At 42.1% G+C, this 16,465-nt stretch carries 13 protein-coding genes; 9 read left to right on the top strand and 4 right to left on the bottom strand.

Translation table 11 applies throughout. From position 1 onward, the window contains the following. Positions 1–22 precede the first annotated feature (22 nt). Genes E4663_RS10375 through E4663_RS10365 form a run of 3 tightly spaced genes read right to left on the bottom strand, consistent with a single transcriptional unit; the run spans position 23 to position 3,731 of the window. On the bottom strand, positions 23–1,150 hold the full coding sequence (locus tag E4663_RS10375; RefSeq protein ID WP_135327503.1) for a Ger(x)C family spore germination protein: 1,128 nt from the start codon (positions 1,148–1,150) through the stop codon (positions 23–25). Next, complete coding sequence (locus E4663_RS10370) at positions 1,147–2,253, bottom strand: GerAB/ArcD/ProY family transporter (RefSeq protein ID WP_135327502.1); 1,107 nt, start codon at positions 2,251–2,253, stop codon at positions 1,147–1,149. Before E4663_RS10370 ends, E4663_RS10375 begins: the two co-directional genes overlap by 4 nt. Then, the gene (locus E4663_RS10365) at positions 2,250–3,731 is read right to left on the bottom strand and encodes a spore germination protein (protein WP_241657148.1); all 1,482 of its coding nucleotides are present in this window, start codon (positions 3,729–3,731) and stop codon (positions 2,250–2,252) included. Before E4663_RS10365 ends, E4663_RS10370 begins: the two co-directional genes overlap by 4 nt. Positions 3,732–3,824: 93 nt before the next feature. Between E4663_RS10365 and E4663_RS10360 the strand changes: the two genes are divergently transcribed. From E4663_RS10360 to E4663_RS10325, 8 genes are all read left to right on the top strand, one after another. Then, positions 3,825–4,832: a TIGR00341 family protein gene (locus E4663_RS10360; RefSeq protein ID WP_135327501.1), complete on the top strand. Its 1,008-nt coding sequence runs from the start codon at positions 3,825–3,827 to the stop codon at positions 4,830–4,832. 434 nt (positions 4,833–5,266) lie between these two features. Continuing rightward, positions 5,267–7,015 (top strand): ABC transporter ATP-binding protein, encoded by a 1,749-nt coding sequence (locus E4663_RS10355; protein WP_079480774.1) that lies wholly within the window; start codon positions 5,267–5,269, stop codon positions 7,013–7,015. Continuing rightward, a complete protein-coding gene (locus tag E4663_RS10350) occupies positions 7,012–9,042 on the top strand; it encodes an ABC transporter ATP-binding protein (protein ID WP_135327500.1) in 2,031 nt (676 codons plus the stop codon). The genes E4663_RS10355 and E4663_RS10350 overlap by 4 nt, the downstream gene beginning before the upstream one ends. Positions 9,043–9,059: 17 nt before the next feature. Then, entirely contained in the window at positions 9,060–9,875 is an 816-nt protein-coding gene (locus E4663_RS10345; protein ID WP_135327499.1) for a S1C family serine protease, read from the top strand. Between the two features lie 340 nt (positions 9,876–10,215). Next, positions 10,216–10,953, top strand: a complete 738-nt coding sequence (gene sigI / locus E4663_RS10340) for an RNA polymerase sigma factor SigI (protein WP_135327498.1) — start codon at positions 10,216–10,218, stop codon at positions 10,951–10,953. Continuing rightward, on the top strand, positions 10,950–12,167 hold the full coding sequence (locus E4663_RS10335) for an anti-sigma factor domain-containing protein (RefSeq protein ID WP_135327497.1): 1,218 nt from the start codon (positions 10,950–10,952) through the stop codon (positions 12,165–12,167). The genes sigI and E4663_RS10335 overlap by 4 nt, the downstream gene beginning before the upstream one ends. An 89-nt stretch (positions 12,168–12,256) precedes the next feature. After that, positions 12,257–12,658 (top strand): DUF1499 domain-containing protein, encoded by a 402-nt coding sequence (locus tag E4663_RS10330; RefSeq protein ID WP_079480769.1) that lies wholly within the window; start codon positions 12,257–12,259, stop codon positions 12,656–12,658. Then, complete coding sequence (locus E4663_RS10325) at positions 12,655–14,079, top strand: dihydrolipoyl dehydrogenase family protein (RefSeq protein WP_135327496.1); 1,425 nt, start codon at positions 12,655–12,657, stop codon at positions 14,077–14,079. Before E4663_RS10330 ends, E4663_RS10325 begins: the two co-directional genes overlap by 4 nt. A gap of 33 nt (positions 14,080–14,112) precedes the next feature. Here the strand turns inward: E4663_RS10325 and E4663_RS10320 are convergent, their stop codons facing one another. Then, complete coding sequence (locus tag E4663_RS10320) at positions 14,113–14,745, bottom strand: TetR/AcrR family transcriptional regulator (RefSeq protein WP_135327495.1); 633 nt, start codon at positions 14,743–14,745, stop codon at positions 14,113–14,115. Between the two features lie 149 nt (positions 14,746–14,894). Here E4663_RS10320 and E4663_RS10315 point away from each other — a divergent pair, with 149 nt between their 5' ends. Next, positions 14,895–16,457, top strand: coding sequence for a GNAT family N-acetyltransferase (locus tag E4663_RS10315; protein WP_135327494.1), 1,563 nt, complete (start codon positions 14,895–14,897; stop codon positions 16,455–16,457). Positions 16,458–16,465: the final 8 nt, after the last annotated feature.

Raw genomic sequence — 16,465 nt, 5'->3', positions numbered from 1 at the left:
AGCCTTTCTAAGGCTCGTTTTTTTATTCAGATATACCATAACGGAGCAGCTTCATGTCGATATCGAATTCAACATTCAGGTTAGGGATCTGGCTACGCCACTCTTCTTCTGTAAGTTGGTCTCGGTGTTCTTCATTATATACCTTTCCGAAACCTACAGGGTCGACGCCGTCTTCCTTCAATTTATCGACGAGTCGCTCTAGCCTAGTCTTTAACTGCTTCTCAATTTGCTTCTCAATTGCTTTGATAGCACCAGGTTGTTTCAAGTCAATTTCTTTCGTAATCTCAAGTAGTCGTCCTTTGATTTCCACTTTTACGACCTGGTTCGTAAAATCATTGCCTTTAGCATGTATGGAAGTTTTGTTGCTTAAATCGTTAAGGGAGACATGGAGAGGGCCTTCATTCACGTTGTCTGATTCTTTCTTATAATAGTCCTTCAAAGAGTCGTTCTCAAGGTCCAATTGGAACTCGGTGTCTTTCGATCGTTGTCTGAGAAGCATTAAGTGGTATATGTCTTCTTCACTCAGCGGGCCTGCATATATGTCTTCTCGGAACAATCCCAATCCTTTTATATACGGTTTATCTTCTTTCATAGACAACAACGGGAGAACTGGATCAATCCCGAAGTCTTGGATGTCACGAACGAAGACGCTTAGAATGGATTCAGGGATTGTTTGGTTTTTTACGCTCTTTTCAATAAGGTTCTGCAAATAGATGCCGATATTCGGAGCGTCCTCTGACTGGTTGGAACCCATTAATTCTTTAGTGGGGACATCACTGATAGCCAGATAACCCATGTCGCTGATTTTGGCATCGCGAGACAAGGTGTCCATAAACTTTTCCAATCCTTTTTCAGCCAATTTATCTTGGAATACCTCAAGTCTTACTTGACCTGATACCAGCCTGTGACTAGTAAGGCGATTGGCTTCATAGCGTATTCCCTTAGATGTTTCGGATTGGCTTGATATAACTTGGGATGTATTTGAGGTTGTAGGGTCAAATTGAAAGACGACAAGCGTCCCTTCCAATTTATCTTCTCCTGCAGCATCGTAACCGACGGAAGTTATGATCCCAAGCTTTTCTATATAGCTTTTGGGTATACAGCCAGTACAGAGAATCATTAGGCAGATCATCATACTGATCCGTTTCATAAAGAGCGCCCCTTTCTCCACCCTTTTCGTATTAACAGAGCTAGATAGACGAATACAGGGTAAATAAACACTAAATAAAAACCTACTTTTGCTGTAATGTCAGTCAATCGGTTGATATCCAGGCGATATTCTAAAAGGATGGAAGAAAAGAATATCAAAATTCCAATACCATACAAGCTTTTTTTCTTGTTTATTCGAAACAATCGATGTAAGGACTGTTGTAAAATCCAGCTGAAAAGGATTACATTCGGAAGTACTACCATCATCCATAAGGATACGGCAATGAAGTCAAATCGCTCGATCATCGAGAAACTGATGATTTTGAATAGGGAAAGCGTAGCCCACACTGTCTCTTTTAATTGGTAAGGGCTGAAATAGCCAATGGAAACAACCGTAACGAGTAAAACTAAAAATGTCGTTGTAGCGACGGCTAAATGAACTGGTAATTGAACGTGCTTTTTGTTATCGACAAAAGGATAGACGAATAACAATACTTCCATTCCCAGCACTGAGTAAGTCATTTGTCGCGCCCCACTTAAAATCTCAGTGGGACTTGCTTCAAAAACTGGTAGGAAGTGCCCTATATCCATATACGTAATTGGTTTATAGATGGTGAAAACCAGCCATACCGTTAAAAAGAAAAAGAGAAAGCAAGTTCCTACTACTACTCTTAAACCTCCGAGGATGGCATATACCATCAGGGAAATGAGAAATAGCGCCATCAACCATATGGGGATCTCAGGAAAGATGAAGACTTGAACGACTTCGATATAGTTTTTTATGACAGTCAGTAAAATGAGAAAAATGTAGACTACGAAAGCACATCCTAGGATGTAGCCAAAAACTTTTCCGAATAGATCTGTCTGAATACCGAGAATATCGGCATTTTCGTACTCCCTCAGAATCTTGATCATAATCCAAGCGATAAAGTGTAAGTATAAGCCACCAACCAAGATAGAGATCCATGCATCACTCTCCGCCTCTAAAAAGAGGATTCTTGGAACCCCCATTAGTCCAGCTCCTATTTGTAAAGTATGGACTACGAAAAAGAGGTAAAAGGCACGAAACGAGTCTGCTTTTGATACTTCGAGGTTTACTTTCATATACGCTTCACGTCATTCTTCTTATTAGATTTTTGCTTATCAAAGCGATAACGGTCCTTTGTCATAATGTAGTTAGGTCGTCTGTCATTTTTCTGGAAAGTGGTACGGAATATGGTGTCATTGAAATCTTTCCATTCAAAAGGGTAAAGCGGTGCCAAATATGGTCTTCCGAGTGAATGTTGCTTTAACAGATGGATAGCTAAAAAGCTAAGGGCAAAAACAATTCCAATCAGCCCCCAAGCACCGGCTAAGATGATTATCGGAAAGCGGATGATCCGGATTGCAGAGCCCATCAAGTAACTGGGAGCCGTGAAGGAAGCCAGTGCACTAAGGGCGATGATGATGATCAGAATGTTACTTGTAAAACCTGCCTTTACAGCTGCTTGTCCTAGAACGATACCACCAACGATACCCATGGTCTGACCTACCTTTGTAGGGAGACGCGCACCTGCTTCACGCAGGAACTCGATCAGCATTTCGAGAAGCAATGCTTCAATAACAGGTGGAAACGGAACGGTCGCTCTGGATTGTCCTAATGATATTAATAAAGAAGACGGTATAATTTCGTAATGGTATGTCAATGCCGCAACATAAAACGGTGTCAACACGATCGAAAGAAACATAGCAAAAAGACGTAAGAAGCGTATGAACGTTCCCATATTCCAGCGCATATATAGGTCTTCTGTCGATTCAAAAAAATTAAAAAAGCTCATAGGACCGATTAACGTAGTCGGGCTCTTATCGACTAGAACACCCACACGCCCCTTAGAAATGGAGTTGCAGAAGCGGTCGGGAAGCTCTGTGGTAATCAGCTGAGGGAATACGGTGGAAGAGGAGTCTTCAATCATTTGTCCTAATACACTTGTATCTTCTACTTCGTCCACCTTCAAGTCCGAAATTCTTTGTCTCATTGTTTGAACATTTTCCTCATTTGCTAGTGATTTCAGATATACCAGTCGTACTTCCGATTTGATTCGCTCCCCAACGATTAGTTTTTCAACGACAAGGTCATCGGTATCCAAGCGCCAGCGTATTACATTCATGTTAGTGACTAATGATTCAGTGAAAGAGATTTGCGGACCAAAGACTAGAGACTCCGTTTCCGCACGGTTCAGAGCTCTTCTCTCTAAGTTTGGCAAAGCAAATAGAACTACTTGAGACTCTCCTTCTATATATACGGAGACGCTGCCGTGGATTAATGCAGGTGATATGTTAGCGAGGGAACGTTCCACAGTAGAAGAGGCAAGAGGAATTTTGTTCTGTAAGTCCTCCACAGACCAAGCTCTCTTGGCGGAAGTCAATGTACCCAATAAATCCCTCTCTAACAAGTCCTTCTTTACTTGGTAGTTAACAAAATGAATGACTAAGGTTTGGTTTCTGAACTGAAATTCCTTGCAGATCAAGTCTGGACTATCATTGAATTGTTTCTTCATCTCTTTGATATACTCTTCTTTTGTTAAAGGTACCTGTGTATCCACGAAAATCCCTCCTTAAAAACCGTGTGGAATTAGTATGTGAAAAAAGGGGGACATTATGAATAAACAAGCGATCTTAGAAGGGAGGACATTGAATTGAACTTGCAATTGATCGAAGTGTACATCCCAGACCATCACTTTGATTCCATAAATGAAAAACTGCAAGAGTTCGAACATCAGTCTTACTGGACATCGAGTGAGTCAGAAGAACGTATGCTTGTCCGCATATTAGTGAAGACGAGTGAAGTGGAAGAGATCCTGAACTATTTAGAGGGAGTATCTAATGTAGTGGAAGGGTTCGAGACTCTATTATTCCCAGTCCAAACGTACTTATCTAAGAAAACCTTACATGAAGATTCTAAAGAGGAAGATAAAGAATCAGAAGAAGCGAGGTTGAAGCGCGCAAGCAGGCACGAACTATTGAATGCGGTAGAGAAGAACTCGCTAATATCATGGAATTATTCATTGTTAATATTGTTATCTGCAATTGTGGCGACTGTCGGGTTCTTAAAGGATAGTGAAGCGGTTGTCATTGGAGCGATGGTGATTGCTCCGATGATTGGACCGGTGATTGCGATTGCATTCTCATCTATACTTGGGGATTATAAGATGTTGGGAAAGTCCATCGTAACTTCTTTATATGGAATAGCTATTGTTCTGATCATTTCTATATTATTCGGCTATTTTTTCGATATGGGAACCGATACAGACCAGTATTTGGACCGAACGAAGGTGACAGTCGTGGACATATTCCTAGGGATTGCCTCAGGGGCAGCTGGAGCACTAGCCTTTTTAAACCGTTTATCGGGAAATTTGGTTGGTGTGATGGTAGCCGTCGCTTTATTGCCACCTTCTGTTGCGATGGGGATGTCTATCGGTAATGCGGATTTTGGGCTTGCATATGGAGCATTATTACTCGTTACCGTGAACGTTATGTCGATCCTACTTGCGGCCGCATCTATATTCTCCATAAGTGGGATACGTCCTGTCAGGTGGGAGGAAGTAAAGAGAGCCAACGTCTCGAGGCCGTTGTCGATTACTTTCATCGCGGTTATTATTCTTATTTTAGTTGCAGTGATTCTGCTAGGAAAAGATTGGAGCTAGGAAGGCTATTTCGGAAAAATCCGATAAACACTTGATTAAAAATTTTGAAAACTATATAATATATAATCATGTACAAAGGAGGTCACGACAATGAAAAAGAAACATTTCTTCCAAAAAGAAAATTTCATACGAGTCGTGGCTGAACGATACTTGTAATTCTACAAGGTCGTTATGGAATGGAATGATCAGTACAAAGGCCACGTTTATACGTGTCCTTTTTTGTGTGTTAGAGCATGCGCTAGAGGCGTATGCTCTTTTTTGTTTGAAACACAAACTGTACTTTTCTACTGTTGATCAGCAGTTTTACTGCTTTTCATAAATTATGTATAGGAGGGTTTAGCATTATGAGCAAAAAGGTGTTGCGAAATGAATGGAACGATGATTGGAAAGAAAGCGGCTAGCAGTATAAGAGGATGTAGAAGGAGGACGAAGGAATGTTTCAGGTTTTGGTGAAATTAAGATGGTTTTTCAAGCAATATTGGAAGCGTTACACTTTTGCTGTAATCGCTTTGATCATTGCTAGTGTGATTGATCTAATCCCCCCGCAATTAATCGGGATGGCGATTGATGAAATCCAATTCAACACGATGACCCAGGAACGTTTGATGCAGTTGCTGATGGTGTACGGGGGCGTACTTATTGCAAGTTATATCATCTCCTACCTATGGGATTATACTTTGTTCAGTGGTGCGATGATGATGGAGCGCACTATGAGGTCGAGGTTGATGAATCACTTCTTGAAAATGACACCTACATTTTTCGGGAAGAATCGCACTGGTGACTTGATGGCCAAGAGTACGAATGATTTGAAAGCGATCAGTATGACAGCTGGCTTCGGTATTCTTACACTAGTGGACTCCACTGTGTTCATGACATTGATTGTCATCGTTATGGGAGTCACAATCAGCTGGAAACTGACACTAGCTGCGTTGATTCCTTTACCGATTATGGCGATTGCGATGAACAAGTACGGTGGTGTCATCCATAAACGGTTCACAGAGGCGCAGACAGCTTTCGGGGAAATGAATAACAATGTATTGGAGTCTGTTCGGGGCGTGCGCGTTCTAAGGGCCTTCGTACAAGAAGAAAGAGATGAAAGTCGCTTCCAGAAAATGACCCACGATGTATATGACAAAAATGTGGAAGTGGCTAAAGTGGACGCTATGTTTGAGCCTACTATTACGGTTCTAGTCGGGTTGTCTTACACAATCGGACTTGGATATGGAGCGGCTCTCGTCTTCCAAAACGTTATTACACTTGGTGAAATGGTATCCTTCAATGTGTATTTAGGGATGTTGATCTGGCCAATGTTTGCTGTAGGAGAGTTGATTAACGTATTGCAACGTGGCAACGCATCGTTGGATCGTGTCAACGATACGCTAGGATACGAAGCAGATGTTCTTGACCCGGTTAATCCACTCCAAGTGGAGCGACCAGATGAAATCGTGTTTGATGATACAACCTTCCAGTATCCAACGGCAGAAACCCATGGCCTACAAAAGGTCTCCCTAAGCGTTTCAAGGGGAATGACAATTGGGGTGGTAGGTAAAACAGGAGCAGGCAAAACAACGATTTTCAGGCAATTATTACGAGAGTATCCTGGCAGAAATGGATCGGTATCGATCAACGGAGTGGATATTGACCAGCTTCCTCTGGAACTGACAAGGTCCTGGATCGGGTATGTCCCTCAGGATCAGATTCTATTCTCAAAGACAGTTCGTGAGAATATTCAGTTCGGTAAAGCAGATGCAACGGATGAAGAGATTTACGAAGTGCTGAAGCTCGCTCATTTCTTGGAGGATATCAAGCACCTGCCGAATGGCCTCGATACGAAAGTGGGAGAAAGCGGTGTGACACTTTCAGGAGGTCAGAAGCAGCGTGTGGCCATAGCTCGTGCTTTCATTATGGACCCTGAAATTCTATTGCTGGACGATGCTATGTCAGCTGTTGACGGTAAGACAGAAGCAGCCATTATCCAACATTTGCGCAAAGTGAGAAAGGGTAAAACCACCTTCATTGCTGCACACCGTCTTTCCGCTGTCACTCATGCAGATCACATCATTGTACTCAATGAAGGGAAAATCGAAGAGGAAGGTACACATGACCAACTGGTGAAAATGGGCGGTTGGTATCAAACACAATATGAACATCAGCAACTGGAAGACGGGGAGGTGAAGGGATGAAATCGAAAACCACGGAACGCCGATTATTAGATTATGCCTTAGGCTTTAAGAAATCCATTCTCATTGGATTAGTATGTCTAGTGATTGCCGTGTCACTCGAATTGACCGGTCCGTTTATAGCCAAACGGCTGATCGACCAGCATATCGTCGGAATTGAGAACCAATGGTATGAAGTGGCGGATGGGGATGATTACACGGTAGGGTATCAGGGCGCCTATTACAAAAGAGAGGACCGCTTAGAAGAGACAGATGATACCTTAAGTACTGCGACAATCTTACAAGTGAACCGCACATACTATTTCGTCCCGGAACAAGTACCTACTACAGGAGCAAGGTCCGTTGAAGACGGTGTAATGACGATAAATGCTCCGTCCGAAACAATCAATGCAGAGGCACAGGAACTATCACTCGGGCAACTGTATCAATTTTTCAAACCTGAAGTTCCGTCTATTTACTGGCTACTTGGGATTTATGTTGCCCTGTTATTGATTGCTTCCGTATTTCAGTTTGCCCATACCTTCACCCTACAGAAGACATCCAATCAAATTATCAAGAAGATGAGGAACGATCTGTTTGCACATATTCAGCGACTACCGATCCAATATTTTGTCAATCAACCGGCTGGTAAAGTAGTGGCGCGAATTACGAATGATACAGAAGCGATTCGTGAATTGTATGTGAAGGTATTAGCAACATTCGTGACGAGCTTCTTCTACATGCTTGGCATATACGTAGCATTGTTCTTGTTAGATGTGAAGCTGGCGTTACTCTGCACACTTGTTATCCCGGTATTATTTGTTTGGATGCGCGTGTATAAGCATCTGGGCGGAAAATACAACCGAGTGGTCCGGTCCACAGTCAGCGATATGAACGGAAATATAAATGAGGCAATACAAGGAATGTCAATCATTCAAGCGTTCAGACAGGAGAAGCAGACGTCTGAACAATTTGAAAAACTGAATAAAACACATTTCACGTTCCAACGTAAGTTAATTCGGTTGAGCGCGCTGACTTCGTGGAATTTAGTTAATGTAATGCGGAACATAGCATTTGTCGCCTTGCTTTGGTATTTCGGTGCCCAGTCAATCGGAATGGAGAGTGTCGTCACGGTCGGATTGCTTTATGCCTTTGTCGATTATTTGAACCGATTGTTCCAGCCGATAACAGATCTCGTAAACCAACTTCCACAATTAGAGGAAGCGAGGGTGTCTGCAGGGCGAGTATTCCACCTATTGGATGAGAAAGGGGAAACGGTAGAGAATAAAGCAATTTCCCGATATGAAGGTCATGTTACTTTTGACGACGTATCCTTTGCGTACGAAAAGGATGACTATGTGTTGAAGAACATTTCCTTTGACGTCCAACCCGGTCAAACCGCTGCTTTCGTCGGTCATACTGGGTCTGGGAAAAGTTCTATCATGAATCTGCTTTTCCGTTTTTACGATCCCCAGAAAGGGGAAATTACGATTGACGGTCAATCCACAAGAAATTGGTCCAGACAGCAAGTAAGAAGTCACATGGGGATCGTCCTTCAGGATCCGTTCATCTTTACTGGCACAATTCTGTCGAATGTAACGATGAATGATGAACGTATTTCCCGGGAAATGGCGATGGATGCATTGAAAGCTGTCGGAGCAGATCGATTCATAGAAAAACTACCAGATAAGTATGATTCTCCATTGAAAGAAAAAGGGGACTCCTTATCGATGGGGGAACGTCAATTGATATCCTTTGCCCGCGCATTGGCTTTCAATCCCTCCATACTGATCTTGGATGAAGCGACGGCGAATATCGATACAGAAACAGAACAACTGATCCAACAGGCTTTAGAAGTTCTCAAGAAAGGTCGAACTACCCTTGTCATCGCTCACCGATTGTCGACCATACAAACGGCTGACCAAATTTTTGTGCTTAATCATGGTACAATGGTAGAACAAGGTACACACCAGGAACTCATTGATTATAAGGGGCAGTACTTCCACATGTATCAGATGCAGCAGGGGGCCTCGAATGAAGTAGTGGTGTAATCGTGGGGTGACAGCCATTGAGCGATCGTAAAGATTATGAGCAAGACATAATTGATAAAGACTTATATGAAGAAATCGATGAAGAAGAACTATATGAGTTGGTTCAAGAAGAGAAGAGAAAGGCTCTAGAAAGAGCACGTATAGAAAAAGAACAGCAAAAAACAAAAAGACCATTTCCTCGGTGGATTTTTTGGCTGATTGCCGCGATGATGGTCGGAAACGTCATCGCGGTGTTGCCGAATACGTTCAGTATTCCTGCCATTGACTTTCTTGTCACATCTGCAAAGCTTTCCACGGATGATGAAATCAGTTCTTATAAGAAATCGGTTGTTGTTGTAGAGGCTGGCCGAAGCAAAGGAACTGGGTTTTCTATTTCTAGTGAAGGAACAATCATCACCAATCACCATGTCATAGAGGGTGAAAAGAGGATTGCTGTAGGCTTTCCTGATGATGGACTTTATAAAGCTGAAGTGGTTGAAGAGTATCCAGAAATTGATCTAGCAGTATTAGAAACGGACGGAGAAGGTCTACCTCATCTACCTCTCGCGGAACAAACGAATGCGGAACCGGGTGAGCACATATTCTTCATAGGTAACCCGCTCAGGTTCACAGGCATAGCCAATCAAGGAAACGTCATTGGCTATCGCCAGTTAACTGGCTGGGAAGGCCCCGTGTTGATGTTAGATGCGCCGATTTATAAAGGGAATTCTGGCAGCCCTGTCATTAACGAACATGGGGAAGTGATTGGAGTTGTCTATGCTACGCTTAACGATGAGACAGAAGGTCGTGTAGGGTTAGCTGTGCCGATTGATTACTATTATGAACAACAGTAAAAAGGTGCATCAGCTTATGCTGAGCACCTTTTTGTGGTCTTATAGACTTAGTTTTAAAGTCCTTGTTGTATACAATGAGGGGCATATTTGGAATGGAATGGTCGCTGTATCGAACGAAAGTCTATATCTTTGAAATGTATATTTAATAAATTGTAACTCCTCTGTGGTAGACCATTTGCTACATTTTTCAGTACAATAGTTCGGTACAAGGCTCACAAACCACCCCCTTCAGAGTGCTTGGCTGAAACAACAATGTAATACAATTGAAATATATTTGTTTAAGACACCCAAAAACGACGTGAAACCACCGAAAATATTTAATGGCTGGAGGTGATGAAGGTTGATTAAACATCTATTCTCTAAGAAGAGTCCCTCCCTTGATGATCAAGTTGAACAAGCAAAACGAGGAGACGACATCGTTAGAAACGAAATTTTAAAGCAATATCAACCTTTTATCGCCAAGAGTGTCTCTGAAGTATGTAAGAGATATATCGACCCTACAAAAGATGATGAATTCAGTATTGGCTTACTAGCATTTGATGAAGCGATTCACGCCTATTCTGTTGACAAAGGAAGCTCCTTTTTATCGTTTGCCCGTTTGGTTATCAAACGTAAAGTAATCGATTATATACGAAATGAACAGAAACATCCTACTGTCGCATCCTTAGATGAAGAGTATTACGAGGAAGAACAGATGGAAAACCCTTCTGAAGTTAGAGCTGCGAAAGATCGTTTCCAATTAGAAACTGAATCGTGGCATCGACAGGAAGAGATTCGTGAATTCAAGCAGCAACTAGGGCAATTCAAGCTTTCTTTCGAAGACTTGATAGACTCCTCTCCAAAGCATAGAGATGCCAGAGAATCTGCAGTCCAAGTGGCGAGAGTTGTCTATGAGCATGAAGATCTACGCGAGCAAGTTCTTAGTAAAGGCAGACTGCCGATCAAAGATTTAGTCGACCGTGTAGAAGTAAGCAAAAAGACACTGGAGCGAAACCGTAAATTCATTATTGCCCTAATACTCATCTTTCATGGGGATTACGTATATCTCAAAGACTACCTGAAGGGGGTGGGTTTGTGAGAAAAGGTATCGTAATGGAACAAAATAATAATTATATGATTGTCATGACAAATGATGGTCAATTTCACCGTGCAGAGCGCCTGGAAAATGCTGAAGTAGGAATGGAGGTGCAGTTTACAGCCCTTGCAGAGAAACGGTTCTTCTTTGGTAAAATGGTCCGGGATAACAGGATGAAAATGGCTGTGGCAGCTCTTATATTTTTGCTGACAGCATTTCCGATTTTCTCATGGTACGGCAGTAATCAGGCATATGCTTATGTGAATTTAGACATCAATCCTAGCGTAAAGATGGAACTGAATGACCATATGGAAGTTATTTCGATCATCCCTCAGAACGAAGACGCAGAAAAGCTTATCCCATTACTCAGTAAGTGGAAAAAGAAAGATGCCTCCGAGGTCACGCTTCAACTGATCCAATTGAGTCAGGAGCAGGGACTAGTAAATGAAAAGAACCAGGTTTTAATAGGTGTCAGTTACGTGAAGTCTGGAGAACCGGGTGACTTATCCAATCAGTTGGAATCTTACTTATCTACAGAAGAACTAGACCTCGCTATCGCAACATTTGATATACCAGATAGAATTCGACAAGAAGCAGAAAAAACAGGTGCTTCGGCTAATAAGCTTTATGCAGAAAATATGGATCAGTCCACAGATGCTGAGCAGGTGCCGAAAGAGGACGATCGAGCTATTATTCAATCTTTTTACAACGAAGACTCCTCCGGTAACATTGCAGATCAGTCCACTACGGAAGATCCATCATCTGAAACATCAGAGAGCGAATCGCGAGATAACATAGAAGAACAAAAACCTGCGAATCTTCCTTCTAATGCAGATAACCAGTGGATTCATAAGTCCGGGGATACTAAGCCGGATATCAAATTGGAGAATGGCAAGTCGGAAGAGTGGAAAGACAATTCAAATCGAGAAAAGAAAAATCAGTCTGAAAGCTCATCCAAAGATAAAGAGGATGCCCGTGAAAAGGGTGAAAAGAAAAAATCCAATAAGAATCACAAGCAAAACGATAGCAAAAATAATAAAGAAAAATCTAAGCCTAAAAACAATGATGAAGACAAAGGTAAAGGCAAAAGCAAGGAAAAAAACAAACATAATCGTGACAAACAGCATGACAAAGACAAGCCCCGAACGGAAAAAGATAAAAAAGGTGAGGGAAAAGAAAAAGGTCACGAAAAAGGTAATAAGGGTAACAACCATTAAGGTGATTTCACACTCCCAGGTCTTGGGGGTGTTTTTTTATTGCCGTTTTAGTGAATATATAGGTAGTGTCTATGTAAGGAGGAATAATGATGTCGAACCAACATATTGGAGTGAAGAATGGGAAGTTAGGGGAATGCCCTAGTTCTCCAAACTGTGTATCCACACAGACAAGCGACCAAGACAAACAAATGGAACCTCTTCCTTTTGACGGAGGTTTAATGGAAACAAAACAGAAAGTGAAAGAAATACTGAGTGATATGGAACGCACCACAATAGAGGATGACTCAGAACATTATATGCATGCGGTAGTGAAGTCTAAAATTATGCGTTTTAAAGATGATGTGGAATTCTATTTTGATGAGGACCAACAAGTGGTTCACTTTCGCTCTGCTTCAAGAGTAGGTTACTCCGACTTCGGGGTGAACAGGAAACGTATGGAAGATATCGCTGCTAAGTATAAGAATAAGGAAGTAGAAGGTGTAGGACAATGAGCTTCGACTATCAAATAGCAGTAATAGGTGGTGGTTCTGGTGGCTTGACGGTTGCTGCCGGGGCCGCCAGTTTCGGAGCGAAAGTTGCTTTGATCGAACGAAAGAGTCAACTTGGCGGAGATTGCCTTCATTATGGCTGCATGCCATCTAAAGCCCTCATCCAAGGTGCTAAAGAAGTGTATCAAGCTAATGAGATTTCAACTCTAAATGACCAAGAGTATGATCAATTATTTGAGTCGACAATGAAAAGGGTTCAAACTGCAGTTCAAGACGTACAAAATCACGATTCAAAAGAGAGATTTATCAACTTAGGGATTGATATCTATGAAGCGGAAGCGGCATTTGAAGATGAACATACACTCAAGGTGGGAGATCAGACGATTACTGCAAAGCGAATCATCATCTCCACAGGCTCCTCTCCTCTAGTACCTCCAATCGAAGGTATGGATTCCATTGACTATATCACCAATGAATCCATCTTTTCACTAAAGAAGCGTCCTCAGTCACTCGCCGTGATCGGTGGCGGAATCATCGGACTAGAGCTCTCTCAGGCGATGGCGCGCTTAGGAGTAGAGGTGACCGTATTGGAAGGGGCAGAACGGATCCTTTCGAAAGAAGATGAAGAAATTGCTTCCACCGCTTCTCACTTAATATCATCCAGCGTTCATCTGATGACTAATGCTGTCGTTGATAAAGTGGAACGTGGAGAAAATGGTGCGACCATTCATTATACGAAGGATGGTCAGAGTAGTCAGATTGCTGCGGAACAAGTACTAGTAGCTACAGGGAGAACGCCGAACACGGGTGGTTTGAACTTAGAAGCAGCTGGTATTGATACGGACAAGAAAGGATTCATTGCGGTGGACAAAAGCCTCAGAACCAATAAACGACAAGTGTATGCGGTAGGCGATTGCAATGGTTCCATGCCATTTACACATGTTGCAGGCATGGAAGGGAAAATAGCTGTTTCAAATGCAGTGTTTGGCCTTTCTAGAAAAGTGTCCTATACGAAGGTGCCATGGGTGGTCTATACGGACCCTGAGATCTATCACCTAGGGATGACCGAACAAGATGCGAGAAGTGTGTATGGTGATTCTCTTATGACCTTCAAGACCAAGCTTGAGCACAACGACAGGTTCATGGCTGAGCAACATAAAGAAGGACTGGTGAAAGTACTGACAACCAGTAGTGGTAAAATTGTAGGAGCACATGCTATTGGGGACGGTGCCGGTGAATGGATGCAGGAGGTCGGCACGGTTCAGGCGCTGAATAAGAAGTTCCAGTCGATCTCGAACATCGTTCACCCTTACCCTGCTAAGAATAATGTAGTAACACAAACGGCTGATTTGTACTGGAGAGAGAAACTTTTCAATAGTCCGATAAACAAAGCGCTGAGCTGGTATGTCCAAAACTTACGCTGATGAAAGAATAACGTCTAGAATTTCTTCTAGACGTTATTTTCTAAGTGGGTTATTATTTTGTTCATGAATCTGCTCGTCCATGCCACCCATAATGCCATAGAAAAATATATGAAGAAGTTCCTCGCCGAGTAACGATAGCGATTGCTGATTGTTCTCAGGCATGGCTTCGAACCCCTTATAGTACATTTCCACAAAGAACATGATTGTCTCAAACGAGAGGTCAGGGTGAATAGAACCCTCCGCTTTTCCTTGCTTAACCAATCTCATCAACATAGGTACAGACTCTTTTTCTGTAATAGTGGAAAGTAACTTCTGAATGTCTGGTTGGTCAGAGACAACAGACTGAAGGAATTCTGAGTTGAATTTGAGCAAATCCTGTTTTTTATTCGTAATGATCAGCTTTATCTTTTCTTGAAAGCTCATTGAATCATCGTCTATGATGGAAGAACTTTGTTCGATACGGTCCCTAACGAGCATTTCGACGGTTCGGTATAACAGTTGATCTTTACTTCCAAAATAATTATAGATTGTTACCTGTGAGACTTCGGCCTGTTGGGCGATTTCTTGAATACTTACCTTTTGTACCCCATATTCGCTGAACAGCTGCAACGCTGCCTGCAATATGTTTTGCTTTTTTCTTTCTTTTCGCCTTTCAAATCCATTCATAGGCTACACCTCTTCTCACCTTATAGTAAACCAAGATTTGAAGTGATTCAATTCATACATTTCATTTTCAGCCTATTAAAAACTAGACAATTGCTGAGCCTTTTCAGTACGATTGTGTAAACGATTGCATTCATAAGGAGAGTTTCTCTATGTCAAAACTTGATTTAACCCAATTTGAAAAGAAGATGATTGTACGGAACATGCAAGAAAAGGATATAGAACAGATCTTTGAGCTGCAGAAGTCTTGTTTTCCGGATATGGATCCATGGAAAAGAGAGCATCTGGAGAGCCATCTCACTCTGTTCCCAGAAGGTCAGTTTGTAGTAGAATACGACGGAGATATTATCGGGAGTTGCTCTAGCTTAATCGTCAATTTTGATGAATACGATGATAAGCATACTTGGGATGACATTACGGATGAAGGGTATATAACGAATCATGATCCGGATGGATACAATTTATATGGTATAGAGGTAATGGTACATCCTGAATTTCGTGGGATGAAGATAGGTAGACGGTTGTATGAGGCAAGGAAAGAACTCGCCCGCGAATTGAACTTAAAGAGCATCATTATTGGAGGAAGGATTCCTAATTATCATAAGCATGAGGATGAGATGACCCCAAGAGAATACGTGGAAGAAGTACGTAATCAAAACATTTATGACCCAGTATTAACTTTCCAAATTATTAATGGATTCAGTGTGATGCGGATCAACCCTAATTATCTCCCGGATGATAAGATGTCTTCGAAATACGCAACACTTATGGAATGGAATAATATTGACTACAGGGCTCGTACGAAACGACATTTCAAAACGAGTAACCCTGTTCGTATCATGGTGGTCCAATACATGATGAAGAATATCGACTCGTTTGAGGAATTCCATAAGCAATGTGAATATTACGTAGACGTTGCTGCAGATTATAAAACAGACTTTGTCGTGTTTCCTGAAATTTTCACTACACAACTCATGTCATTCCTGGATGAGAAAGTCCCTTCAAGAGCTGTACGGAGGCTATCTGAGTTCACGGAAGATTATATCGGTATGTTTACTCAGTTAGCGGTTAAGTACAATGTCAATATCATTGGGGGGTCCCATTTTGTAGAAGAAGATGATAATATCTACAATATTTCTTACCTGTTCAGGCGAGATGGAACGATCGAAAAGCAGTATAAGATTCATGTAACACCGAATGAACGAACTTGGTGGGGAATTCAGCCCGGAGACGCTGTAAAAGTATTTGATACGGATTGCGGAAAGATTGCAATTCAAATCTGCTATGACATCCAATTCCCGGAACTTTCTCGTTATGCTGTAGATCAAGGAGCCAATATCATTTTCGTTCCTTTCTGTACGGACGATCGACAGGGCTACTTGCGTGTGCGTTATTGTGCCCAGGCAAGGGCTGTTGAAAACCAAGTGTACACAGTATTAGCAGGGACTGTCGGCAATCTGACACAAGTAGAAAATATGGATATTCAGTATGCCCAATCCGGCATTTTCACGCCATCCGATTTCGAGTTTGCTCGTGATGGGATTGTCGGCGAGTGCAATGCCAATGTCGAGTCTGTCGTGGTCGGGGATGTCGACCTGGAAGTGTTGAGACGCCAAAGGAAATCAGGTACTGTCAGGCAGTTAAGAGACCGCCGCAGAGACTTGTTCGATTTGACTTATCAATTCAAACAGGAAATAAAACCTGAGCGGACATAAAAAAGAAC

Origin of the sequence: Halobacillus salinus (assembly GCF_004684905.1) — a bacterium.
Taxonomy (GTDB): domain Bacteria; phylum Bacillota; class Bacilli; order Bacillales; family Halobacillaceae; genus Halobacillus; species Halobacillus salinus.
The sequence above is the reverse complement of the archived record's forward strand: the minus strand, read 5'-3'. Positions and strand labels throughout refer to the sequence as shown.